Origin of the sequence: Gangjinia marincola (genome assembly GCF_039523415.1) — a bacterium.
Lineage (GTDB): Bacteria > Bacteroidota > Bacteroidia > Flavobacteriales > Flavobacteriaceae > Gangjinia > Gangjinia marincola.
The window spans coordinates 93,332-117,800 of sequence record NZ_BAAAFG010000015.1; the positions used below are offsets into that span (position 1 = coordinate 93,332).

General features: G+C 38.5%; 22 protein-coding genes. 10 read left to right on the plus strand and 12 right to left on the minus strand.

The features are described 5' to 3' along the window. Window positions 1-40: 40 nt before the first annotated feature. The 3 genes from trxA to ABD000_RS08260 all read right to left on the minus strand — a co-directional run bounded on the left by trxA (window position 41) and on the right by ABD000_RS08260 (window position 5,453). The gene (gene trxA, locus ABD000_RS08250) at window positions 41-358 is read right to left on the minus strand and encodes a thioredoxin (RefSeq protein WP_343765863.1); all 318 of its coding nucleotides are present in this window, start codon (window positions 356-358) and stop codon (window positions 41-43) included. Between the two features lie 113 nt (window positions 359-471). Continuing rightward, entirely contained in the window at window positions 472-4,860 is a 4,389-nt protein-coding gene (gene dnaE, locus ABD000_RS08255; protein WP_343765866.1) for a DNA polymerase III subunit alpha, read from the minus strand. Window positions 4,861-5,003: 143 nt separating this feature from the next. Beyond that, window positions 5,004-5,453: a ferritin-like domain-containing protein gene (locus ABD000_RS08260; RefSeq protein WP_343765869.1), complete on the minus strand. Its 450-nt coding sequence runs from the start codon at window positions 5,451-5,453 to the stop codon at window positions 5,004-5,006. Between the two features lie 240 nt (window positions 5,454-5,693). Between ABD000_RS08260 and ABD000_RS08265 the strand changes: the two genes are divergently transcribed. The 7 genes from ABD000_RS08265 (at window position 5,694) to ABD000_RS08295 (ending at window position 11,629) form a co-directional block, all read left to right on the plus strand. Beyond that, complete coding sequence (locus ABD000_RS08265) at window positions 5,694-6,221, plus strand: 30S ribosomal protein S16 (protein ID WP_343765871.1); 528 nt, start codon at window positions 5,694-5,696, stop codon at window positions 6,219-6,221. 13 nt (window positions 6,222-6,234) lie between these two features. Next, window positions 6,235-6,768: a ribosome maturation factor RimM gene (gene rimM, locus ABD000_RS08270; RefSeq protein WP_343765873.1), complete on the plus strand. Its 534-nt coding sequence runs from the start codon at window positions 6,235-6,237 to the stop codon at window positions 6,766-6,768. A 30-nt stretch (window positions 6,769-6,798) separates the two neighbouring features. Further along, entirely contained in the window at window positions 6,799-7,512 is a 714-nt protein-coding gene (locus ABD000_RS08275; RefSeq protein WP_343765875.1) for a tRNA1(Val) (adenine(37)-N6)-methyltransferase, read from the plus strand. An 83-nt stretch (window positions 7,513-7,595) separates the two neighbouring features. Beyond that, window positions 7,596-8,774, plus strand: coding sequence for an acyl-CoA dehydrogenase family protein (locus ABD000_RS08280; protein ID WP_343765878.1), 1,179 nt, complete (start codon window positions 7,596-7,598; stop codon window positions 8,772-8,774). Between the two features lie 9 nt (window positions 8,775-8,783). Beyond that, window positions 8,784-9,356: a hypothetical protein gene (locus ABD000_RS08285; protein WP_343765881.1), complete on the plus strand. Its 573-nt coding sequence runs from the start codon at window positions 8,784-8,786 to the stop codon at window positions 9,354-9,356. 23 nt (window positions 9,357-9,379) lie between these two features. Next, a complete protein-coding gene (locus ABD000_RS08290) occupies window positions 9,380-10,267 on the plus strand; it encodes a metallophosphoesterase family protein (RefSeq protein ID WP_343765884.1) in 888 nt (295 codons plus the stop codon). 147 nt (window positions 10,268-10,414) lie between these two features. Next, the gene (locus ABD000_RS08295) at window positions 10,415-11,629 is read left to right on the plus strand and encodes a BamA/TamA family outer membrane protein (RefSeq protein ID WP_343765887.1); all 1,215 of its coding nucleotides are present in this window, start codon (window positions 10,415-10,417) and stop codon (window positions 11,627-11,629) included. A gap of 4 nt (window positions 11,630-11,633) precedes the next feature. Here ABD000_RS08295 and ABD000_RS08300 read toward each other — a convergent pair whose 3' ends face one another. The 7 genes from ABD000_RS08300 to trmB all read right to left on the minus strand — a co-directional run bounded on the left by ABD000_RS08300 (window position 11,634) and on the right by trmB (window position 16,307). Next, complete coding sequence (locus ABD000_RS08300; RefSeq protein ID WP_343765890.1) at window positions 11,634-11,963, minus strand: 2Fe-2S iron-sulfur cluster-binding family protein; 330 nt, start codon at window positions 11,961-11,963, stop codon at window positions 11,634-11,636. Next, window positions 11,963-13,015, minus strand: coding sequence for an NAD(P)/FAD-dependent oxidoreductase (locus tag ABD000_RS08305; protein ID WP_343765892.1), 1,053 nt, complete (start codon window positions 13,013-13,015; stop codon window positions 11,963-11,965). The genes ABD000_RS08300 and ABD000_RS08305 overlap by 1 nt, the downstream gene beginning before the upstream one ends. A 2-nt stretch (window positions 13,016-13,017) precedes the next feature. After that, window positions 13,018-13,260 (minus strand): NifU family protein, encoded by a 243-nt coding sequence (locus tag ABD000_RS08310; RefSeq protein WP_343765895.1) that lies wholly within the window; start codon window positions 13,258-13,260, stop codon window positions 13,018-13,020. Window position 13,261: 1 nt separating this feature from the next. Beyond that, entirely contained in the window at window positions 13,262-14,401 is a 1,140-nt protein-coding gene (locus ABD000_RS08315) for an Mrp/NBP35 family ATP-binding protein (RefSeq protein ID WP_343765898.1), read from the minus strand. Window positions 14,402-14,661: 260 nt separating this feature from the next. After that, complete coding sequence (locus ABD000_RS08320) at window positions 14,662-15,003, minus strand: MGMT family protein (protein WP_343765901.1); 342 nt, start codon at window positions 15,001-15,003, stop codon at window positions 14,662-14,664. Beyond that, entirely contained in the window at window positions 15,003-15,629 is a 627-nt protein-coding gene (locus ABD000_RS08325) for a lysine transporter LysE (RefSeq protein ID WP_343765903.1), read from the minus strand. Before ABD000_RS08325 ends, ABD000_RS08320 begins: the two co-directional genes overlap by 1 nt. After that, complete coding sequence (gene trmB, locus ABD000_RS08330; protein WP_343765906.1) at window positions 15,630-16,307, minus strand: tRNA (guanosine(46)-N7)-methyltransferase TrmB; 678 nt, start codon at window positions 16,305-16,307, stop codon at window positions 15,630-15,632. A 70-nt stretch (window positions 16,308-16,377) separates the two neighbouring features. On the opposite strand from trmB, the gene ABD000_RS08335 reads away from it, so the two are divergent. Then, the gene (locus ABD000_RS08335) at window positions 16,378-17,439 is read left to right on the plus strand and encodes a glycosyltransferase (protein ID WP_343765909.1); all 1,062 of its coding nucleotides are present in this window, start codon (window positions 16,378-16,380) and stop codon (window positions 17,437-17,439) included. On the opposite strand, the gene ABD000_RS08340 is transcribed toward ABD000_RS08335, so the two are convergent. Next, window positions 17,377-18,459, minus strand: coding sequence for a sensor histidine kinase (locus ABD000_RS08340; RefSeq protein WP_343765912.1), 1,083 nt, complete (start codon window positions 18,457-18,459; stop codon window positions 17,377-17,379). The two genes, ABD000_RS08335 and ABD000_RS08340, sit on opposite strands and share 63 nt — an antisense overlap. Next, a complete protein-coding gene (locus ABD000_RS08345) occupies window positions 18,459-19,142 on the minus strand; it encodes a response regulator transcription factor (protein WP_343765914.1) in 684 nt (227 codons plus the stop codon). The genes ABD000_RS08340 and ABD000_RS08345 overlap by 1 nt, the downstream gene beginning before the upstream one ends. Before the next feature lie 185 nt (window positions 19,143-19,327). On the opposite strand from ABD000_RS08345, the gene ABD000_RS08350 reads away from it, so the two are divergent. Next, complete coding sequence (locus ABD000_RS08350) at window positions 19,328-22,147, plus strand: TonB-dependent receptor (RefSeq protein ID WP_343765916.1); 2,820 nt, start codon at window positions 19,328-19,330, stop codon at window positions 22,145-22,147. Window positions 22,148-22,263: 116 nt separating this feature from the next. Continuing rightward, the gene (locus ABD000_RS08355) at window positions 22,264-24,420 is read left to right on the plus strand and encodes a hypothetical protein (RefSeq protein WP_343765919.1); all 2,157 of its coding nucleotides are present in this window, start codon (window positions 22,264-22,266) and stop codon (window positions 24,418-24,420) included. Window positions 24,421-24,469: the final 49 nt, after the last annotated feature.

Genomic DNA, 24,469 nt, shown 5'->3' on the forward strand with positions numbered 1-24,469 from the left:
CCAAGTTGGCAGTCTTTCTTATTTTTTATATCAGTTTGACCTACATCGCTGCTTTAATCGCTTCTGCATACGTGTTTTTAGGAGCTACACCCACTTGTCTATTCACCATTTCCCCATCTTTAAACACTAAAACAGTAGGAATGTTACGAACACCATACTTAGCTGCAAACTCTTGATTGGCATCTACATCGACTTTTCCCACTACGGCTTGCCCTTCAAAGTCTTTACTAAGCTCATCAATGATAGGTCCTACCATACGACATGGTCCGCACCAGGCAGCCCAAAAGTCAACTAATACAGGTTTATCACTTTTTAATACGGTCTCTTCAAATGTTGCATCTGTGATTTCTAATGCCATAATATATATTTTTAAATTATTGTTTTCTACTGCAATATTAGTCAAATAATCTGCCAAACCTTACACAGCCAGTATTGTTAATGACTATACGTATATAAGTTCAACCTTGGCATTTAATTTAATTGATAATGCCAATTCTGTTCGTTAAGTTCTTCTAATAACTCTTGACTTATTTTTACTTTTTGTTTTCGGCTGGGCATGGTGAGTTTGATCTTATCTTCCATTTCATACACTACAAAACTTACTTGATGATCCCCCTTATGTATTGAAAAGGTTTCTTTTAAGGCTGAAATTTTTTCTGAAGCCAACTCATCTACATTCAGCTTAATGGTTAATTTTCGGGCATATGAATCCATTACATCTTGAAGCTGTTTAAACGCGTTAAACTGAATACGGGGATCTCCTTTTTTTCCAGTATCTCTATTTGTCCAACCCTCTTTGACAAAGGCTTTTACGTGCACAAAACTATTCGGTACCAAAAAATGCCTGAATTTTAAGTACTCTTCTCCAAATATTCTAAACTCAAAAGTTTCATTGTAATCTTCAATGGTGAAAAGCGCCCAGCCTTTCCCCATTTTGCTTACCCGATGTTGAACGTCTGTAATTACACCGCAGAACGTCAGTTCTCTATTGATGTAGTTTTCCAGATTAGAAAAACTATCTAATGCGCTGTTGCAAAAATACTTTACTTCGGCTTTAAAATCATCTAATGGATGGCCCGAAATATAAATCCCCACCACTTCTTTTTCTCGCTTTAGTTTTTCCATCGTACTCCAATCCTCACAAGGCGGTACGGTAGGTTCAGGAATTTGAACTTCACTCGCTTCACCAAATAAACTCACTTGAGCAGAGTTTTGATTCTCCTGAAACTTTGACGCATATTTCAACACCTTTTCTAAGAAGATAATGCCGTCTCCTTCATCGTGAAAATACTGTGCACGGTGCGTATCTCCAAAACTGTCAAAGCCTCCTGCCAGTGCTAGGTTCTCAAAGGCTTTTTTATTGGCAGCTCTTAAATCTACCCGCTTAGCCAAGTCAAAAATAGACTTGTACGGACCGTTTTCTTTACGTTCTTCTACAATAGCTTTTACCGCGGCTCCTCCAACTCCTTTGATCGCTGCCATCCCGAACCGTACTGCGTAGTCTTGATTAACTGAAAATTTTCTAAAAGATTCATTAACATCTGGCCCCAACACATTTAACTTCATGCGCTTACATTCTTCCATAAAGAAGGTCACTTGCTTGATGTCATTCATATTATTTGAAAGTACTGCAGCCATGTATTCTGCGGGGTAATGCGCTTTTAAATAGGCCGTTTGATAGGCAATCCACGCATAACAAGTTGAATGAGATTTATTAAAGGCGTAACTCGCAAAAGCTTCCCAATCTTTCCAGATTTTCTCTAATTTTTCAGCATCATGTCCCTTCGCAGAAGCCTGATTAATAAACTGAGGCTTCATTTTATCCAGTACCGCCCTTTGCTTTTTTCCCATGGCTTTTCGCAATACATCGGCTTCACCTTTAGTAAAATCTGCCAGTTTTTGAGACAAGAGCATCACTTGCTCTTGATAAACCGTAATCCCATAGGTATCTGCCAAATATTCTTCCATCTCAGGTAAATCGTAGGTAATATCTTCTTCACCATGTTTACGGGCAATAAAGCTGGGAATATATTCCATAGGACCAGGACGGTAGAGTGCATTCATGGCAATAAGATCCTCAAATACGGTGGGTTTGAGATTTTGCATGTGCTTTTGCATCCCGGGAGATTCGTATTGAAATATGCCTACTGTTTCACCACGTTGGAATAATTCATAGGTTTTTTCATCGTCAAGCGGAAAGTTTTCAGGATCCAAGTCAATATCCAGTCGTGCTTTTACAATCTTGACAGTGTCCTTGATTAAAGTTAGGGTTTTTAATCCCAGAAAATCCATCTTAAGCAACCCGGCACTTTCTACTACTGCATTATCAAATTGGGTCACGTACAAATCTGAATCTTTTGCAGTGGCTACCGGCACAAAGTTGGTAATATCATCTGGCGTAATAATTACCCCGCAAGCGTGAATCCCGGTGTTTCGTACCGATCCTTCTAACACTCTAGCCTGGTTCACGGTTTGGGCCTCCAGATCTTCGCCTTCAGAAATATTGAGTAATTCATTGATTTTTTGAAGGTCTTCTGCCCTAAACTTACTCCGCAGCACTTTTTCATCTACATCAAAAATCTTCCCCAATTTCGCCATGGTGGGAATGAGTTTTGATATACGGTCTGCGTCGTTTAGGGGCAGGTCCAGTACGCGGGCGGTATCTCTAATAGACGATTTCGCCGCCATGGTGCCGTAGGTAATGATTTGCGCTACTTGTTTACTGCCGTATTTTTCAATGACATAGTCCATCACCCGGCTTCGACCTTCATCATCAAAGTCAATATCAATATCTGGCATACTCACCCGATCAGGATTTAAAAAACGCTCAAACAGCAGGTCGTATTTGATCGGATCAATATTGGTAATTTTTAAGCAGTAGGCTACCACACTCCCCGCAGCAGAACCACGACCGGGTCCCACCGACACGTCCATATTTCTTGCTGCTCGAATAAAGTCTTCTACAATAAGAAAATACCCCGGGTAACCCGTTTTTTCAATGACAGAGAGTTCAAAGTCAATACGTTCCTTAATTTCTTGGGTTAACTCACCATAACGTTCTTGAGCTCCTTTAAAGGTGATGTGTTTGAGATATGCATTTTCACCGCGCTTACCACCATCTTCATCATCCTGAGCGACAACAAACTCCTGTGGAATTTCAAACTTCGGCAGCAGTACATCCCGTGCCAAATCAAAGGCTTCAATTTTATCGACGACTTCGCTAATGTTAGTAATCGCTTCAGGGATGTCTTTAAAGAGCGTTTTCATCTCTTCAGCCGACTTAAAGTAATATTCCTGATTATTTAGGCCGTATCTGTACCCTCTTCCGCGACCTATGGGTGTTGCTTGCTTTTCGCCATCTTTGATGCACAGTAAAATATCATGTGCATTCGCTTCTTCCTTGGTTGTATAATAGGTATTGTTGGATGCGATTAGCTTGAGGTCATGCTTCCGCGCAAGCGATATCAACACTTCATTCACTCGATCTTCATCCTCCTGACCGTGACGCATTAATTCTACATACAAATCCTCGCCAAAGGCATCCTTCCACCACATAAGTGCTTCTTCGGCTTGCTTTTCACCTACGTTCAATATTTTTGAGGGAACTTCACCGTACAAATTACCGGTGAGTGCGATGATATCGTCTTTATAGTTTAAAATGACTTCTTTGTCAATTCTTGGTACGTAGTAAAATCCATCGGTATAGGCGATGGAAGACATTTTTGCCAGATTGTGATAGCCCTTCTTGTTTTTTGCCAGCAAAACAATTTGATAGCCATTGTCTTTTCGGGATTTGTCCAGATGATTTTCACACACAAAAAATTCACAGCCCACAATAGCTTTGATTTCGTGATGTTTAACCTCTTCACCTGTTTCTTTGGCTTCTTTTTTAGCCTGCGCAACTGCATTGTTATGACGCTTTACAGCATTCACAAAATGAAACGCACCCATCATATTAGCATGATCTGTTAAAGCGACTGCCGGCATTTTTTCTTTTGCGGCAGCACTAACCAACCCATTTACATTGATGGTGGATTGCAGGATAGAGTACTGGCTGTGATTATGCAGATGAACAAAGGGTGCGTCTTGAAGCGTTGCAATATTCTCTTGAATCTTCTGAGAAGAAATCCCTTCTAGTGCGGATGCCTTTTGCTGTTGCTCTTTAAGTTTTTTAGAAGCTTTTTTAAGATTGACGTGTTTTAAGCCAATCGGCTGAATTTGACCCGGATTTACTTCTTTAAATCGTTCAAAATAGTCAGCATCTTGATGAAGCTCTTTTAGCGTGAAGACTTCAATCCTGATCAACTCTAAAAAACAACGCGTTGTAGCCTCAACATCTGCCGTTGCGTTGTGGGCTTCGGCAAAGGGTTGGTTAAAAAGGTATTGATGTAGCTCTGTTAGTGTGGGCAATTTAAACTTACCGCCCCGACCTCCCGGGATTTTACATAACTGCGCGGTGGTCTCTGTACACGTATCAAGAACAGGAATACTAGTTAATGGAGTTTCAATTTCATCCCTAACAAATTCGGCTCCCATAATATTGACATCAAAACCAAGGTTTTGACCAACAATAAAGGTGGTCTTTTGCATAGCTTCATTGAATTCTGCCAGCACCTGTGCTAATGGAACTCCATTTTTTTGCGCAAGCTCTGTAGAAATCCCGTGAATCTGCTCTGCATCGTATGGAATATTAAATCCTTCGGGCTGGATGAGATAATCCTTGTGCTCTATAACATTCCCCAATTCATCATGTAACTGCCATGCCAACTGCACACACCTGGGCCAGTTTTCAACGTCTGTGATAGGGGCATCCCAACGTTTGGGTAAGCCGGTAGTTTCGGTATCAAAAATTAAATACATAAGGGGAAATTCAGCCTTTAAAAATAGAAACTTACTACAACTTTAGCCACTAAAAGCCGTTGGAAGATATAAACATATTACGCACAAAAAAAACCATCCGCCTGCTGACGGATGGTTCTCGAAACAATTGTTTCGCACATTAATTATGAAACAATGTTTTCATACATTTTATTATTATTGATTGCACCTTGAATGGCGTCTCGTTGCTTAATTAACACATTTCGTGTTGAAGGTGGTAAGTTAGTTTCTTCTAATACCTCATTATAATTCTCTAACATGGTTGTCTCACCGCGTAAAGCCTCTTCTACCATTGCTTCTTTGTCATTTTGAGAAAATAAGGATTTTACATTCATCCACGCTCTATGCGCGTCACCTGCTATTGAAGTTCCTTTCTCTGGAGATTCCCCAAAACTTCTAATTTCTTCTTTTATTTCATGACCAAAATCGTAACGTTCTTGAGCTTTCTCTTTAAAAAAGGCTTTTAAGTCTCCATATTCCACTTTTTCAGCCGCTTCTTGATATCCTTTTTCAGAATCATAATTTCGGGCTAATAGATCATTTAATTTACTTGATACTTTTTCTGAATAACTCATAGTCTTTCTTTTTCGTTCATAATTAATTTCAAAAACAATATAACATCAGAAACCCCTGTTGTCAATGGATTTAACAGGGTTTAGCAGTTCTTAAGAGAATTTAACTAAGAGTAGCCGACAATCTGTTAAACCCTTGGTAAAAGAAGTATTGTATATTGTCTTGCTAGTTTATTGAAATACTGTATCTTTGCGCACTCAAAAATTAATAACCGAGGTCGGGAACCTCAAAATTTAATCATTATGCCCGTAAAAATTAGATTACAAAGACATGGTAGAAAAGGTAAACCTTTTTACTGGATCGTAGCCGCAGACTCGCGCGCAAAAAGAGATGGTAAATACCTTGAAAAATTAGGGATTTACAATCCTACTACCAATCCTGCAACCATTGAATTAAATATAGATGATTCTGTAAAGTGGTTACAAAATGGTGCTCAACCTACCAATACAGCACGCAATATTTTATCGTATAAAGGTGCTTTATTGAAGCATCACCTGGTAAAAGGTGTTGAAAAGGGTGCTTTAACTGAAGATCAGGTAGAAGAACGTTTCAATGCTTGGTTAGAAGAAAAAGGAACTAAAGTTGACGCGAAAAAAGATTTTTTAGCTAAAGCTGAAGCTGACGCGAAAGCAGAAGCTCTTGCGGCAGAAAAGGCTGTTAACGAAAAACGTGAAGCTGAAGCTAAGGCCGCACAAGATGAAGCTGAAGCTGAGGCGAAACAAGCCGAAGCCGCTGCTGCCGAAGAAAACGCTGCCAGCGAAGAAGAATAAATTTATCGCTGCGATGACAAAAGAAGAATGCTTCTATCTTGGAACCATCGTAGGGAAATTTAGTTTTAAAGGAGAGGTATTACTAAAAGTAGATGCCGATACTCCTGAAGAATATACAGAAATGGAATCAGTCTATGTCGAATTTAACGACAATCTGGTTCCATTTTTTATTGAACGACTATCCCTTCACAAATCCTCTCTACTACGCATAAAGTTTGAAGAAGTTGATACAGAAGATGATGCCGAAGATTTATTTAAGGCTAAAACCTACCTTCCACTTTCTGAGCTGCCGCAACTTAATGAGGATCAGTTTTATTACCACGAGATCATAGGGTTTACTGTCCATGATAAAGCTTTTGGAGAAGTTGGAACGATCACCGGAGTGAATGAAAACCCCGCCCAAGCTTTATTTGAAATTGACCATAGCGGGACCGAGGTATTGATTCCAATAAATGATGATCTGATTTCAACAGTAGATAAGGTCAATAGAGAAATTCATGTTGCTTGTCCTGAAGGTTTAATCGAACTCTACGTGAATCCTTCTTAGTCCTTCATCCAAAAGGAGGACATATTTTTAATGACTCAGCCTTTTCACTTTAAGCAATTTAGCGTTCATCAAGACCAATGTGCCATGAAAATTGGAACAGATGGGGTCTTATTGGGCGCTTGGGCAGGAAAAGAATCTAATCCAAAAAACATTCTGGATGTTGGTGCAGGCACGGGAGTCATCGCTTTGCAATTAGCACAACGATTTCCTGAAGCCTACATAGAAGCCATCGAATTAGATGCAGATGCTTTTGAACAGTGCGTGGAAAATTTTGAACGCTCAACCTGGGGCGATCGCCTTTTTTGCTATCATGCCAGTTTTGCAGAGTATGTTGACGAAGTAGAAGATCGCTACGATCTTATCGTTTCAAATCCGCCGTTCTACGATAAGGAATACACCACTGGTGATGTTAGTAGAGATCAAGCCCGGTTTTCAAGTTCTTTACCATTGAATGAATTGGTTGAAGGTGCGTCTAAGTTACTAAGTACCGACGGAATCTTTGCAGTAATTATTCCGAAGTCAAGGGAAGATGAACTAGTCGATAGCGCGCTTCAGGTAAACTTACATCCTTCTAATATTCTTCGCGTACGCGGAAACAAAGAAAGTAGAATTAAACGCAGTGCAATTGAATTTAGCTTCCGTAAGGAAATACCTAAAGAGGAAGAGCTGACGTTAGAAATTGAAAGGCATCAGTATACGGAAGATTATCTTAATTTGGTCAAGGATTTTTATTTGAAAATGTAATGGTTCCACAAGTATTAAATCGACTTTTCTGTATTGCTCACCATTACAGTATTGCTTAGATTTGCTCAACTTATTTATTGACTATGAAACCAGACCTCTTTGAATCACCAGATTATTATCAAATTGATGATCTTTTACAAGACGAACATAAACTTGTACGTGATGCAGCACGAGAATGGGTGAAGCGTGATGTTTCACCAATTATTGAAGAGGCGGCTCAAAAAGCTGAGTTTCCCAAACAAATTATTGGGGGTCTGGCCGATATTGGAGCCTTCGGCCCCTATATTCCGGAAGAATATGGTGGTGCTGGATTAGATCAAATAAGCTATGGACTGATCATGCAAGAAATTGAACGTGGCGACTCTGGTGTTCGTTCTACGGCATCTGTTCAATCTTCATTAGTGATGTATCCTATATGGAAATACGGTAATGAAGAACAACGAAAAAAATATCTGCCTAAACTAGCTTCTGGAGAATTAATGGGATCTTTTGGGTTGACAGAACCCGATCATGGTTCTAATCCGGGAGGAATGACCACAAATTTTAAAGATGCAGGAGATCATTACGTACTTAATGGTGCAAAACTATGGATTTCTAACGCCCCTTTCTGTGATGTTGCTGTAGTTTGGGCTAAAAGCGAAGAAGGACGTATTCATGGTCTCATCGTAGAACGAGGCATGGAAGGATTTTCTACACCAGAGACCCATAACAAATGGTCTTTGAGAGCTTCGGCTACTGGGGAGCTGATTTTTCAGGACGTTAAAGTTCCCAAAGAGAATCTGTTGCCGAACAAAAGTGGTTTGGGAGCTCCATTAGGATGTCTTGATTCTGCCAGATACGGAATCGCATGGGGTGCTATTGGTGCAGCTATGGATTGCTACGACACCGCGTTGCGTTATGCTAAAGAACGTATACAATTTGGTAAACCTATAGGTGCATTTCAACTACAGCAGAAAAAACTGGCTGAAATGATTACAGAAATCACCAAAGCTCAGCTTTTAGCCTACCGTTTAGGACAATTAAAAAACGAGAATAGAGCTACGTCTGCTCAAATATCGATGGCAAAACGAAATAATGTGGATATGGCCTTAAAAGTTGCCCGCGAAGCAAGACAAATGTTGGGCGGAATGGGAATAACCGGAGAATACAGCATTATGCGACATATGATGAATTTAGAAAGTGTGGTTACCTATGAAGGAACTCATGATATTCACTTACTCATTACCGGCCTTGACATCACAGGACTTAACGCATTTAAATAAACACCATTCATGAATAAATTTTTACTTATGCTGGCATTTACGTCAGCACTACTATCGAACGGCCAAAATTCTAATTCAACTGTAGCCCAAAATGATTCAACTCAACCGGGAGTCGAAAAATTTTTATTTAAAATAAAAGCATTCCCATTTGGTATAGAAGGAGAAGTTGGTTTAGGACGAACAACTACTCTTGTTGCTGAAGGGGCTTTTTTGTTTGGGTTTAGCGTCAATAATGAAGACGAATTTAATGATGAAGATGAAACTGATTTCGTGTGGTTACCATGGGTAGATCTTCAGTTTCGTCAATATTATAACTTTCAAAAACGATTAGCTGATGGTAAAGACATACGATTCAATAGTGGAAATTTCTTTGCGCTTAAGTATCTTACCTACTTTGTCGTAGGTGATGATGATGCTGAAGAGAATTACTTAAGTGCATTTGGACCAGTATGGGGCTTACAACGAAATTATCAAGAACATTGGAATATTGCTTTTGAAGCTGGTCTAGGAGCTTACTGGAACAGTAGCGGAGGAGCTGCACCTATTCCAATTATCTCGTTTAATGTAGGCTACAATTTTTAAGTACATTTGGGCAAAAGCCAATTATGTCTTCGCAAAAACGTTTTACAAAAGCCTACCAGTCTGCAAAACGTTTGGCATTTAGTTCAACAGACAAACTTATTTTATTTAGTGACTGTCACCGTGGGGATAATAGTTTTGCCGATGATTTTGCCAATAATAGAAACACTTATTTTCACGCACTTAAGCACTATTACGATCAGGGGTTTACCTATTTTGAATTAGGAGATGGGACAGAGCTTTGGGAAAATATAGATTTTGACACGATTCTTCGTGCCCATAAAAATGTACATGATTTACTTCAACGTTTTTATCAAGAGGATAGATTGCATATTATTTATGGGAATCACGATATGGCGCTTAAAAATCAGCGCTATGTCGAAAAACATCTATACTCTTATTTTGATAGAAGATTAGGGGAAGACAAACCTTTATTCCCAGGAATATCTTTTCCTGAAGCCATTGTACTCACATATAAAGAGACCGATAAAGAGCTTTTTCTCACACATGGTCATCAAGCTGAATTTATGAATTCTGTAGGATGGCGGATTAATCGATTTCTTGTGCGTGTCCTCTGGAAACCTCTTCAAATTGTAGGTATTGCTGATCCTACGAGTCCTGCGAAAAATTACCGGGAATTAGTTAAGGTAGAACGACGTACAAAGCAATGGATTGTTGAAAATAAAAATAAATTAACTATCATAGGTCATACCCACCGCCCCAGATTTCCAGATCCGGGCGATATTGCTTTTTTCAATACAGGAAGCTGCGTACATCCCAGGAGTATTACGGGGATAGAGATCGATAAAGGTGAAATTTCCTTGATCAAATGGCACATTGAAACTAAGGATGATGGAACGCTACAAATTGTTAGAGTTCTTCTTGAAGGTCCTACGCCTATAGATAAGTTCTAAGGAATATAATACCTTGGAAAAAGAATTGATTAACAGCTTATTGGGAATTTCCATCATTCCTTCCTATATTTTTGTTAATATACTCTGCCAGGATAAGAGTGCAGAATGGTTATAGCTATTTTTAATTTTTTAATTTAATTAGCTTTAATGCCCCAGACTTTATTTTTTTTACCTGCATCATTTCAAGCCAGATTACTCAAGAACTGGTTTGAAATTAAATGGATTTTACTATTGTTATTGTTTTTTATCATTGGCTCTCAGCATGCACGTGCACAAGAAATTGAAGAGCTCAAAGAAATTTTTACATTTCATCCTAATAAGAAAGCTGCGGCTAAAGACAGTACATTATATAAATCAAAGCTCATTACAGCTCCGGTTATTAGTTACTCTCCTGAAACCAATGTTGGTTTTGGCGTTGGGGCCAAATATCTCTTTAAGTTCAAAGGCTCTGGTGAGGAAACCCGCACCTCTAATATGCCGGCAACAATACAATACACCTTAAACAATCAGTTTATCTTATACTCAGGATTTGAGGTTTTTACCAATCAAGAAAAGTGGGTGATTACAGGTAATCTTCTATTTCAAAATTATCCTAGGTTATATTTTGGAATAGGAAATGATTCCCCTAAAGAAAATGAAGAAGAATATGACTATTATCAGCTCACCGTAGAACCTATAGTTTTGAAAAGAGCTTTTTTAAAGTATCTGTTTTTGGGCGGAGGTGTGCGCTATAACCGAATTTATAATGTAACTACTGAAGAAGATGGTCTTCTGGAAACAAATCAGCCTGAAGGATATCTGGGATCAACTTCTGTCGGTGCAGAATTTGCAGCTTTATATGATGATCGGGAAAATATTTTAAATGCCAGTAAAGGCTGGTATATTGAATTTACCCACGGATTTTACGGAAAAGTTTTAGGAGGAACGAACGAATTTGAATTGACGCGCTTTGATGTTCGCCATTATTTAACTCCATTTTCAAAACGTAAGGACGTATTAGCTTTTCAAGTTCTTGGTTATTTTTCTAACAGAGATGTACCCTTTGGAGAACTAGCTTTATTAGGAAGCGGTGAAATCATGCGAGGATATAGGGAGGGAAGATTTGTTGATCGTGGTTTAATGGCCGCTCAGGTTGAGTATAGGCTTAATATTAAAAACAGTAGATGGGGATTTGTTGGTTTTGCGGGTGCCGGTGAAGTATTTAGACATCCCAGCGATTTTAATATTGGAGATGTAAAGCCCAATGCAGGAATAGGCATTCGATTTTTATTGGATCAAAAGGAAAAACTTAATCTTCGGGTGGATTATGGCTTTGGAGAAAATACAAATAACCTCTACTTAAATATTGCGGAAGCTTTTTAATCAACTACTCTTCCGGAGCTATTTGTACTTTAAGCCCTTCCAGCTCTTGATTTATTTGAAGCTGGCAGCCTAACCTGCTATTTTCTTCAACAAAAAATGCTTCAGAAAGCATAGCTTCCTCATCGTCTGATTTTTCAGGCAGTGAATGATCTGAGAGTATATAACATTGACATGAGGCACACATTGCCATTCCACCACAAATACCAATAGTTCCTTCTTCTGCCAATTCATAGGATCGAATCACTTCCATAAGATTCATCGCCATATCGGTAGGAGCGGATACGTTATGATTTTGTCCCTCACGATCTATAATTTCAAGTTTGATATCACTCATTACTGAATCGCCTTTACAACAGCTTTTTCGGCTTCTTTGCGACTACCATCAAATCCATCTATACCACTAACGGTAGTATATTTCATCACGTAGCGCTTATCTGGAAAAATCCTTTGGTAGGCACTTTGGCACATCAAGGTAGCTTCGTGAAAGCCACAAAGAATTAATTTTAATTTTCCGGGATAGGTATTTACGTCACCTATGGCATAAATCCCCGGTATATTGGTTTGATAATCCAGCGTGTTATCTACCTTTATAGCATTCTTTTCAATTTCTAAGCCCCAGTCTGCAATAGGGCCCAGTTTCGGCGAAAGCCCAAATAACGGAATAAAATGATCTACAGATAAATTGATCTTTTCTTCGCCACGCTTAATGGTAACTCCTGTAAGCTTATCTTCTCCTTGTACTTCAATGACTTCTGCCGGAGTAATTAGATTAATCTTTCCTAAATTTTTAAGCTCCTGCACTTTTTCTACAGAATCCAAAGCTCCCCTAAATTCATTCCTACGGTGCACCAATGTTACCTCATTTGCGACATCTGATAAGAAAATACTCCAATCTAACGCGCTGTCGCCACCTCCGGCAATAACTACTTTTTTGTTTCGGTAAACTTCGGGATCTCTAATGATATATTCTACTCCTTTATCCTCAAACGCTTTGAGATTATCAATCATGGGTTTTCTGGGTTCAAAAGAACCTAATCCCCCGGCGATAGCTATTATAGGAGCATGATGTTTAGTACGTTTATTTGTGGTTACGATAAATGAACCATCATCTTGCTTTTCTATATCCTGAGCTCTTTCTCCTAAGGTAAAACCCGGGTCAAAAGGTTTAATTTGTTCCAGGAGATTATCAACAAGATCACCTGCAAGAACTTCAGGAAAACCTGGAATATCGTAAATGGGTTTTTTAGGATAGATTTCTGCGCATTGACCTCCCGGCTGGGGCAAGGCATCAATTAGATGGCATTTTAATTTTAATAATCCTGCTTCAAAAACAGCAAAAAGTCCTGTAGGACCAGCGCCTATGATGAGAATATCTGTTTTAATCATTCTTACGCCTCTACATTAATTACCTGCTCAATTTGGGGTGCGTGTTTTTTGATGGTCATCTCAACGCCTGATTTTAGGGTCATTTGATTGACGCTACAATCCACACAGGTTCCTTCTAATTGTACTTTTACCAAGCGACCGTCCTCTATACCCAGCAAGGTAATATCACCGCCATCATTTTGAAGAAATGGTCTGATTTCCTGTAGGGCAGCTTCTACTTTTTCTTTAAGTTCTGCAGTTTTCATATTATTTTGACGTTACAGCAGCACATCCTGCCATGGTAGTTATTTTTATCGCTTCGGTAGGAGGCAGTGCATCATTTCGCTTTACCGTTTCTTGAATGACATTTTTGGTCAACTCTTCAAACGCAATTTGTGTGGGAGTATCTTCTTGTAATGCTGCCGGTCTGCCAATATCTCCTGCTTCCCGTATACTTTGAACTAATGGAATTTCACCTAATAAAGAAACGCCCAGATCTTCTGCTAAGTAGGCAGCACCTTTTTCTCCAAAAATATAATATTTATGTTGAGGCAATTCTTTAGGGGTAAAATATGCCATGTTTTCTACAATCCCAAGTACCGGTACCTGAATTGATTCTTGTTTAAACATTGCTACCCCTTTTTTAGCATCAGCAAGGGCGACATTTTGAGGTGTGCTCACTATCACTGCACCTGTAATTGGTAATGATTGCATGATCGACAAATGAATATCGCCGGTTCCAGGTGGTAGATCCAATAGTAAAAAATCCAGTTCTCCCCAGGCGGCATCAAAGATCATCTGGTTTAATGCTTTAGCCGCCATTGGACCTCTCCAGATCACAGCCTGATCAGGTTGTGTGAAAAATCCTATAGACAAAACCTTAACCCCGTAATTTTCAACAGGTTTCATTTTTGACTTGCCTTCTACGTTAACTGCCAATGGACGCTCAGTCGATACATCAAACATAATCGGAATAGACGGTCCATAAATGTCTGCGTCTAAAACTCCTACTTTAAAGCCCATTTTAGCCATTGAAATAGCCAGATTAGCAGTAACGGTAGATTTACCAACGCCTCCCTTACCACTCGCTACGGCGACGATATTTTTAATCCCTGGAATTGGTTTTCCCTTAATTAAATTAAGATTTTCTTTTGCGGCCGCTTCTATCTTAATATTGACTTTAACTTTTGCTTTTTCATAGACCTGCTCATGAATCGCTTTCATCACATCTACTTCGGCTCTTTTTTTAATGTGCATCGCCGGCGTTGAAAGCACTAAATCTACTTCGACCTCGTCACCAAAGATCACAACATTTTTGACAGATTTAGCCTCCACCATGTTCTTTCCTTCACCTGCTACTGTAATCGTTGAAAGCGCCTTAAATACCTCTTCTTTTGTTATATTCACTACGGTTATTTTATTCCGCTTGACGGGAAAAATTCTTTATACAAAGATACGTCTAAACTCCCGACTCTTAAAATATCAAGATTGATTTTGCTAATAACTGTATTAGGGCTGCAGACTGGTATAATGTATAAAGTTTTATGCAGAAATTTCTATTCATCGTTTGATGCCGGAGTAACGTACATATCAACCGATGTCATCTTAATGCAGGCTATTAAAACCTTGCGGTGGGATCAATAAATATATCCCCTGGGTTTGTTGGTCTAGGAATCACGCTGTAATTCTTTCATAGGATCCCAAAATACATTATCAAAATCCTGCACCTGATCATTATGTACTACAACGCTTTCACTTTCTAATAATTGTTGCATCAAGTTAGTACCTTTAAAATGATGTTTCCCGGTAAGGATGCCATTGCGATTAACCACACGATGTGCAGGAATATCCTCAAAATTTACGGCACTATTCATAGCCCATCCGACCATCCTGGCGCTTCTTGCAGCTCCTAAAAATTTTCCTATTGATCCATAGGACGTGACTCTTCCCACAGGGATTTGACGAACTACTTCATATACTCGTTCAAAAAAATTATCCTGATCTGCCATTATCCCGTGATGAGTTTTACCAAAGTAAAAATTGCTACGATTAATGTTACCCCACCAATAATAACATTCATATTTCCAGACAATGCAGATCGCTTTATATTGAGCCTGTTAAAAAAGAATACATAAATATAAAGCATGGCAAAGGTACCCATCGTGCCACCTGAGACATAAGATACAATACCGATTTGGTCAAAATTTAAATACCCATATACCGCTAGTGTAATCGAAATATATGCGTGAAACGGGATTGGTAGAAAGTTTAATGCGGCCAACATCGTCCCATTAAAAAAATGGCTTCTTTTACTTCTCAATGTTGGTTTTACTTTAATCTCACCACTTGTGCCTGCAATAAATAGAAAATAGATCGAAATAAGTAAAAATATCACAAAGCCTATTCGCTTTAAGATCTCAATAACATCAGGATGATTATTCAAATAGCGTGCAAAAATTACTGCCAAATACGTTTGAAAAACCACGGTGAAGCACACTCCTAACGAAAATAGAATTGCACGTACACTACCTTCTTTTATACTGATCTTAGCGGCGTTCATATTGAGCAGGCCCGGTGGAGATGTGGCCAAAAATGAAGCTAAAAATCCAGCAAAGAATAGGATCGTGATGTCCATTTAAAAATTAAGTTTGAATCTAATATACGTAATCGCTTTATTTTCTTTTAAATACTGATTCTCATAAAAGGTCTGTATGTCAATTACATCATCTGGCACACCATCACTGCGATAAACGTCATGGTTTGCATACTGCACCTCATGACCTTGACCATGAAGTAATCCCAACGTATAACCATGCATAAATTCACTGTCTGTTTTTAAGTGTATGATTCCTGTAGAGGTTAAAATATGATCGTATTTTCTCAAGAATGCATCGTTAGTCAAACGATGTTTTGTGCGTTTATATTTTATTTGAGGATCTGGGAACGTGATCCAGAGTTCTGACACTTCGCCTTTTTCAAAAATTTGATCAATCAGTTCGATTTGCGTTCGTATAAACGCGACGTTCGATAGATGAGCTTCAGTAGCAGTTTTTGCACCTCTCCAAAATCGGGCTCCTTTTATGTCGATCCCAATAAAGTTTTTTTCGGGATGCTTTTCAGCTAATCCAACGGTGTATTCGCCCTTACCACACCCTAACTCTACGACTATTGGAGCGTCATTTTTAAAATACTCGCTGTTCCACTTCCCCCGCAAGGGAAAATTTTTAGCTGTAATTTCTTCTCGTGTTGGTTGAATAACATTATCGAAACCTTCGTTTTCTTTAAATCGCTTAAGTTTGTTTTTACTGCCCACGGGTTATTTCAAAATTTAAATGACACAAAATTAGGAAAAACAACAGTGACAAACCTATTATCTTTGAGATATGACGAAAGCCAAGATTCTAGTTGCTCCGTTAAATTGGGGATTAGGTCATGCAACGCGGTGTGTTCCTATTATTCATGCACTATTAACAAAAGGATTTGCGCCTATCCTGGCAAGCGACGGACAGGCACTTTTATTGCTGCAAAAGGAATTTCCCCAACTCAAAACCTATGAGTTGCCTTCATATAATATTTCCTATCCTAAGAATCCAGTGTTGTTTAAAGCTAAAATGCTTTGGGACAGTCCTAAATTGCTTACTGCCATCAAACGTGAAAGGAGTAGGATAGATGAAATTCATCAAAAAGAAGGTCTTAGTGGCATCATTGCAGACAATCGGCTTGGAGTGAGATCTAATGTCGTTCCATCAGTCATTATGACTCATCAGTTAAACGTATTATCTGGAAATACATCATTTTTGAGTACTTCTATACATCAGCATTATATCGCACAATTTGATGAGTGTTGGGTGCCCGATGTAGCGGATAAACCTACCTTAAGCGGAAAATTAGGTCATTTGAAAAAACCTAAAAACAAAGTGAGGTACTTAGGTGTATTGAGCCGGCTTTCAAAAAGAGCTTTAGATCCTGTATACGATATTATGGTACTTCTTAGTGGCCCGGAACCTCAACGGAATATTCTTGAAGCTATTCTTTTCAATCAATTAAAAGAGTATAAAAAAAAGAAGGTCCTCTTTGTTAAGGGAGTTTTTGAACCTGAACAGAAGGTGGAGCATCTAAATCATATTACAGTGTATAATTTTTTAACAAGCAGGCAAGTGGAGCAAATGATGAATCAGAGCGATATACTAATTTGTAGATCTGGCTACACGACACTCATGGATCTGGCTAAATTGGACAAAAAGGCTTTATTGATTCCGACCCCGGGTCAATACGAGCAGGAATATCTGGCCAAACGTCTAAAAAAGAAGGGTATACTACCTTATTGTAAACAAGATGAATTTACACTAGAGCGATTGGCTAACGTTGATTTGTACCAGGGACTAAGTCGATACAACAGGCGCGTTAGTTGGGATAGCCTCTTTGTCCTTTTCAAGGGTAAATGAAAACTCACTTCCTACTCCTAAAACACTTTCTACATAGATTTTTTCATTATGAGCTTCAACAATGTGTTTGACGATGGCCAAGCCTAATCCTGATCCTCCTTCTCTTCGGGATCCACTCTTATCCACTCTGTAAAAACGTTCAAATAATCGTGGGATATTGACATTTGCTATTCCTTCGCCATTATCAGTCACGCGAATAATCACTTTGTCTTGGGTAAGGTCCTCTATACTTACTTCTGTTGTACCATCTTTTTTTCCGTACTTAATTGAATTTACCACTAGATTAGAAAGAACCTGTTGTACTTTCTCTTCATCTGCATAGACCAAAATGGGTTTATCGTAGTTTCGATCAAACATCAACGTAATGTTTTTTCGGGAGGCTTTCATTTCGTATAAATCAAAGACACTGTTAATGAGTTCTACAATATTGAAAACCTCCTGATAAACCGTGAGATCACTGGTTTCTAGTTTCGTAATCATATCAAGATCCTTTACGATATAGATTAAGCGATCGACTCCTTTGCTAGCCCGTTGCAGGTATTTTTTCCTAATGGCCTTATCCTTATGTGCTCCGTCAAGTAACGTAAGAATATAACCCTGTACAGTAAAGAGCGGAGTTTTTAATTCATGCGCTATATTTCCTAGGAGTTCTTTGCGGTAGGCTTCTCTTACCTCCAGTTTTTCGATCTCTACTTTTTTATCTGCGGCAAATTTCTCTACCTCTCTGGTTAACGTAGTCATATCGGTAGACACCTGACTGGGTTTTAATTTAGTCGCGTCAAGTAATGACACATTATCATAAATCTCTTTGATACGTTTATAAATAAAATGCTCTATGCGTTGTTGAATAACGACGAAAGAAAACAATAAACTTAAAAGGAATAGCACTAAAAAAGCAATCCATGGGAATCGGTCCAACTGAACGTAAAAGAAAACACCTGCCAGTATCGTAAAGAAAAAACTAGTGGTAAAAGAAGTTATAAAGGCGAACTTATAGGAACGCTTAAAATCTGAAGCCATTAAATTACAAACTTATACCCGACTCCCTTGACTGTTTTAAAGCGTTTTTCTCCTATTTTTTCTCTTAATTTTCTAATGTGGACATCAATCGTACGACCCCCAACGACAACTTCATTTCCCCAAACACGATTGAGGATATCTTCACGCTTAAACACTTTGCCTGGTTTTGAAGCTAATAAAGATAATAATTCAAATTCTTTTCTTGGTAGAATAAGCTCTTCTTTTCCTTTTAAAATTTTATACTCGTCTCTATTAATGACCAAGTCTCCTATCTTAGTAATGTTTCCATCTTCAGCAGAGGTTTTTAGACGTCGCAAAAGCGCTTTCACTTTACTCACTAATACTTTAGGTTTGATGGGCTTTGTGATATAATCATCTGCTCCCGCATCAAAGCCTGCCACCTGCGAATAATCTTCACCGCGTGCAGTAAGAAAGGTAATGATGGTGTCTTTTAGGTCTGGTATTTTTCTTATTTCTTCGCAGGCTTCAATACCATCCATTTCTGGCATCATCACATCCATGATGATAAGATGAGGTAATTTTTTACGTGCTTTTTTTACAGCTTGTTCGCCATTTTCGGCTGTAAACACCATATAACCTTCACTGGAAAGATTATATCCCACAATTTCCAGGATATCTGGCTCATCATCTACCAGTAAAATTTTAATGTCTTCTTTTTTCATGGATCTAAGTTAGTTAGTCAAATCGCCAAGCAAGATAATCGTAAAGATAGTACACCTATACCATGTTAAGCAAGCTTACCCATTTGATAACATTGAGGTAACATTCGCGCACTTTATCCTTAAACATCCCTTAACTTATAATGATCCCTTGTTACGTTTCTTTGCCAAAAATTAGAATACATATAATGAGAATATTTTTTACAATCGGTTTGTTGTTTATTTCATTGGTAAGTATTGCCCAAGAAACCGGTACCATAGTGGGTTCACTTACAGATAAGGAAAATAACAATGAGCCCTTACCTTTTGCGAATGTCATTGTAAAAGGAACTAATAAAGGAACTACCTCTGACTTTGACGGGAATTTTGAAATTACTAATGTCCCTGTAGGTACGTATACCTTAGAAGTAAGTTTTGTTGGGTATGAAACAGTAGAAATCCCCAATGTTACGGTCGAAGCAAATAAATTCACCACGATTAACACGGGGCTAGGCGCGAGTGCCGCGGCATTAGAAGAGGTCTTAATTAAAGTTGAAACAAGCAGGGAAAAAGAATCTGCTTTATTATTAGAACAAAAGAAAGCAGTTGAAATTAAACAATCTATTGGTGCACAAGAATTAGCCAGAAAAGGTGTAAGTGATGTGTCTGGAGCTGTCACCAAGACTACCGGAATCTCAAAACAAGAAGGCGGCGGTGATATATATGTCCGCGGTTTAGGAGATCGTTATAATGCAACCACACTTAATGGATTACCTCTACCCTCTAACAATCCTAATAACAAAAACATTTCTTTAGATATTTTTTCTACAGATATCGTTCAGTCTATAGGTATTGATAAAACATATGTATATTCAAATTATGGCGACTTTGCCGGAGCAAACATTGATATCGTATCAAAAGACTATACAGGGAAAGGATTTATCTCGTTAAGTGTAGGATCTGGTATTAATAGCGAAGCAACTGGTGTTTCTCAATTTTATCTTCAAGATGGACCGGACTTCTCTGGTTTCTACAATATTGATATTCCGAATAACATTCTTGTTGAAAATAATTTTGAAACAAGCTGGGATAGAAATGAAGCCCCAACACCTATAAATAATTCTTTCTCTATCAAAGGTGGTGATTCTTTCTCTATAACAGATAATGCAAAAATTAATTTTTTTGCCGTAGGGGCTTTTGATAATGATTACGGATTTAGAGAAGGTGTTGCACGAGGTAATGTTACCCTTGGTGGTATTAACCGTAGAGATTTTGACTATCAAACTTTTCAGTATAATACCAATACGACCTTGATGGGGAATTTTGGACTAAAAAAAGAAAAAAATAAATTTCAATTCAATACCCTTTACATTAACTCTACCAGCCAAAACCAAAGAGAATTCTTTGGTGTGGTAGATGCATTTGATTATGCGCCCGAAGGTGGTGCATTTGTACAGCGATCAGAATTTGAACGTACTGAATTGGTGGTAAATCAGTTATTAGGAGAGCATAAAGCTACAGAACGTTTACAGATTGACTGGGCAGGATCACACAATTTTGTACGCAATAGTATTCCAGATAGAAGACAAATTATTCTTACGCCAGATGATTGGGATATACCCGAAGGACCTAAATCCTTTGACCGTACCTTAAACCAATCTGATAATCATCGTTATTTTCATGATCTGTTAGAAGAAGAATTTGCAGGAAATATTGAAGCAGCTTATTCTTTTGACAAAAATGAAGAAGAAGAGTTTAATGGCAAAATTAGAGCAGGGTTTAACGGAAGATACAAAAGAACAGATTTTGAAGCCACTCAGGTAAATTATCAAATCATCCAGAGAAATCAAGATAACTCCGTGATCGATCAACCCATTATAGATGATATCTATAATTTAGACGCTTATTTTAATCAGGAAAATTTTAATTCACTATATAGATTAAGAACCTTTAGAGGTGGTGTAGAAGATCAAAATGCACTTGATCCACAAACTTATGATGGTCAACAATCCATAATTGCCGGTTTTGCAGGAGTAGAGTATCAATTTAGCGAAAAATTATCTGCTATCGCTGCGTTACGATTAGAGCAAATTGAGCAGCGTATTGAGTGGTCAACTGCACTTCAAACTAATGGTGGTCCTTCCAGCTTTAATCGTCTAGAGTTTTTACCGACACTATCTAGTCGATATGCCTTAACAGAAAAACAAAATTTGAGATTAGCTGCAAGTAAGACCTATACGCTTCCACAATTTAAGGAAAGAGCACTGTTTCAATATGAAGATGTTGTAGTAACTACCTTTGGTAATCCAAGTTTACGTCCCTCAACCGATTATAACCTTGACCTCAAATGGGAGTTATTTCCTTCTTCTGAAGAATTGATTTCGGTTACGGGTTATGGTAAACTAATACAGGATCCAATTAACCAAATCACTGTAAACTCGGCAACAAATGATATAACCTGGGTAAATTCTGGTGATCAGGCTATCGTATTAGGAGGTGAACTAGAGGTAAGAAAAAGCATCTTCAGCAAAGAACGAGAAGTAGCAGATAATACCCTTAAGAAAACACTTACTACTGGCTTTAATGCTTCCTACCTTCATTCTAATCAAGATTTAGATGCAGAGAAGGTTAACAGTGAAACTACGGCAGGTGGTTTTCCATTAAGTGTTGACTTTTCAGATGATGAAAGTGAAATTACGGGCGCTTCAACTTGGTTAGTAAATGCAGATGTAAGCTTCTTTAATCAGTTCTCAGAAAGAACAGATATACAAGCTACCTTATCTTACAACTTCTTTTCTGACCGTGTATTTTCATTAGGAACAGAAGGAAGAGGAAACTTAGTCGATAAAGGTGTACATACGTTAGACTTTACCGTAAAGTCCAATCTTAACCAAAACTTTACATTAGCGTTTAACGCTAAAAACTTGCTTAATCCTACGGTAGAAAGAGAATTAGAGTTTCCACAGGTTACTGTTCTGTCCTTTAAAAGAGGGGTTGATTTAGGTTTGAGCTTGACCTACAACTTTTAGTTAACATCTAAAGAGAGATATTTAACATTAGGGTCACAAAAACATAAAATACTTCCTTTTTGTTTCACATGGATTTTTTTTCCATTTGTAGGAACTAAAAACTAAAAAAGAAAAAAATGAAAAACCTATCAAAAAAGATATTCTTTCTAGTGATGATAATATCTTTTACGACCTCTTGTATAACAGAGGATGATGATGCGGGAACTGTTGTTACCGCAGAGGATGATCTATCAGGAATCATTACCGAAGATCTCACCTTAAATGCGAGCATAACCTATAATCTTAGTGACGCATTGGTCATTGAAGATGGCGCCTCTCTCACTATCCCTGCGGGAACACTCATTAGAGCTACCGGCGGAACGAGTTCTTACATTGCTGTTGCTCAAGGAGGACAAATCTTTGTACAAGGTACCGCTGCTAATCCTGTAATCATGACATCTGGTAAGGATAGTCCTGCACCGGCCGATTGGGGTGGTCTTGTAATTTGCGGTAAGGCTCCAACAAACGTAGGATCTACTGCCACTAGTGAAGTGGGTGATCTTGCTTATGGTGGTGATGTTGCTAATGACAATTCTGGTTCAGTGCGTTATTTACGTGTAGAATATACAGGCGCATCGTTTAACGGATCAAAAGAGTTTAACGGCGTTTCTTTGTTTGGTGTTGGGTCAGAAACTGTTTTTGAGTACGTACAATCGTATAATGGTGCTGATGATGGTATCGAATTTTTTGGAGGAACGGTTAATGGTAATTATTTAGTTTCTACCAATAGTGGTGACGATTCCATCGACTTTGCAGATGGATGGAATGGTAACGGAGAATTTTGGTACATCACAGGCGGTGCACAAGCAGGGATTGAGGGATCAAATAACGGTGATAATGGAGACATCACTCCTGTTACATCTACCAACCTAAGCAATATAACAATTGTAGGCCCTGTGAATGAGGGGGCATTATTTTACAAAGAAGGTGGGGGTAGCTTTACTTTTAATAACGTATTTATATCTAACGTTGATTTGGCTGTAAAAGTAAAAGATGAAGATACTCCTGCGGCTTTACGAATCGAAAACGGTGATTTAGTCATGACTAATGTTCAGTTTAGTGACGTAGAGGACGAATTTGAGTTCACCGACTATACAGGAGCTAATCAGTCTTTTATAACTGAAGGCCCTACTACAGGTGCAGGTAATGGTGCCGCTGCTCCAGATTGGGCTGCGGGTTGGACTATAGGTCTAGACAATAGTAATACTACCGAAGAATTAAGCGGTGAAATTACAACAGATGTTACCTTAGACGCTGCAATAAATTACTCACTTGTAGGATCGTTGGTTGTACTTGATGGAGCATCTCTTACCATACCTGCAGGAACAAATATCAATGCCACAGGTGGTACAAGCTCATACATAGCAGTTGCCCAAGGTGGACAAATTTTTATCAATGGTACTCAAGATAACCCTGTAATAATGACTTCAGGTAAAGCATCCCCGGCACCTGCAGATTGGGGTGGGTTAGTTGTTTGTGGTAAAGCACCAACTAACGTAGGAACCACAGCAACTAGCGAAGTAGCAGATCTTACCTATGGGGGTGATATAAGTGATGATAACTCAGGTTCAATTCGTTACTTACGTGTAGAATATACCGGAGCATCATTTAATGGCTCTAAAGAATTTAATGGGGTATCCTTATTTGGTGTAGGATCAGGAACTGTGTTTGAATATATTCAATCATACAATGGTGCAGATGATGGTATTGAATTCTTCGGCGGAACCGTAAGCGGAGACTATTTAGTTTCTACTAACAGTGGAGATGATTCTATCGACTTTGCAGATGGATGGAATGGTAGTGGCGAGTTTTGGTACATCACAGGCGGTGCACAAGCAGGGATTGAAGGATCAAACAATGGTGATAATGGAGATATTACCCCAATTACAAACGCCACATTAAGTAATATCAGTATTGTTGGTCCAGTTAATGAAGGTGCCCTATTTTACAAAGAAGGAGGTGGAGAATTTACAATCACCAATTTATATACTAATGCAATAGATTTAGGAGTCAAAGTAAAAGATACCGATATTCCTGCGGCTAATCGTATAGAAAATGGAGACTTAGTAATCAATAACGTACAGTTTGATGAAACTGCAGATGGATTTCAAGCTACAGATTATACAGGAAATAATCTATCTTTCTATACGCTAGGAGATAATATAGGTGCTGGCAACGCAGCTGATGTACCCGATTGGGCAAACGGATGGACCAGATTTAGCGAAGAAGACTAAAACAAATAAGTAAAATAAATTAGCCAACGCAACCCCTTCAACGTAAAAC

Coding starts and splice junctions, on each gene's coding strand:
- ABD000_RS08345 (WP_343765914.1), bottom strand. CDS start 19,142: ATGAAAAAAGAAGACATTAAAATTTTACTGGTAGATGATGAGCCAGAT.
- ABD000_RS08355 (WP_343765919.1), top strand. CDS start 22,264: ATGAAAAACCTATCAAAAAAGATATTCTTTCTAGTGATGATAATATCT.
- ABD000_RS08340 (WP_343765912.1), bottom strand. CDS start 18,459: ATGGCTTCAGATTTTAAGCGTTCCTATAAGTTCGCCTTTATAACTTCT.
- rimM (WP_343765873.1), top strand. CDS start 6,235: ATGACAAAAGAAGAATGCTTCTATCTTGGAACCATCGTAGGGAAATTT.
- ABD000_RS08335 (WP_343765909.1), top strand. CDS start 16,378: ATGACGAAAGCCAAGATTCTAGTTGCTCCGTTAAATTGGGGATTAGGT.
- ABD000_RS08285 (WP_343765881.1), top strand. CDS start 8,784: ATGAATAAATTTTTACTTATGCTGGCATTTACGTCAGCACTACTATCG.
- ABD000_RS08295 (WP_343765887.1), top strand. CDS start 10,415: ATGCCCCAGACTTTATTTTTTTTACCTGCATCATTTCAAGCCAGATTA.
- ABD000_RS08325 (WP_343765903.1), bottom strand. CDS start 15,629: ATGGACATCACGATCCTATTCTTTGCTGGATTTTTAGCTTCATTTTTG.
- ABD000_RS08310 (WP_343765895.1), bottom strand. CDS start 13,260: ATGAAAACTGCAGAACTTAAAGAAAAAGTAGAAGCTGCCCTACAGGAA.
- ABD000_RS08350 (WP_343765916.1), top strand. CDS start 19,328: ATGAGAATATTTTTTACAATCGGTTTGTTGTTTATTTCATTGGTAAGT.
- ABD000_RS08280 (WP_343765878.1), top strand. CDS start 7,596: ATGAAACCAGACCTCTTTGAATCACCAGATTATTATCAAATTGATGAT.
- ABD000_RS08305 (WP_343765892.1), bottom strand. CDS start 13,015: ATGATTAAAACAGATATTCTCATCATAGGCGCTGGTCCTACAGGACTT.
- ABD000_RS08300 (WP_343765890.1), bottom strand. CDS start 11,963: ATGAGTGATATCAAACTTGAAATTATAGATCGTGAGGGACAAAATCAT.
- ABD000_RS08265 (WP_343765871.1), top strand. CDS start 5,694: ATGCCCGTAAAAATTAGATTACAAAGACATGGTAGAAAAGGTAAACCT.
- trxA (WP_343765863.1), bottom strand. CDS start 358: ATGGCATTAGAAATCACAGATGCAACATTTGAAGAGACCGTATTAAAA.
- ABD000_RS08290 (WP_343765884.1), top strand. CDS start 9,380: ATGTCTTCGCAAAAACGTTTTACAAAAGCCTACCAGTCTGCAAAACGT.
- ABD000_RS08320 (WP_343765901.1), bottom strand. CDS start 15,003: ATGGCAGATCAGGATAATTTTTTTGAACGAGTATATGAAGTAGTTCGT.
- ABD000_RS08260 (WP_343765869.1), bottom strand. CDS start 5,453: ATGAGTTATTCAGAAAAAGTATCAAGTAAATTAAATGATCTATTAGCC.
- ABD000_RS08275 (WP_343765875.1), top strand. CDS start 6,799: ATGACTCAGCCTTTTCACTTTAAGCAATTTAGCGTTCATCAAGACCAA.
- dnaE (WP_343765866.1), bottom strand. CDS start 4,860: ATGTATTTAATTTTTGATACCGAAACTACCGGCTTACCCAAACGTTGG.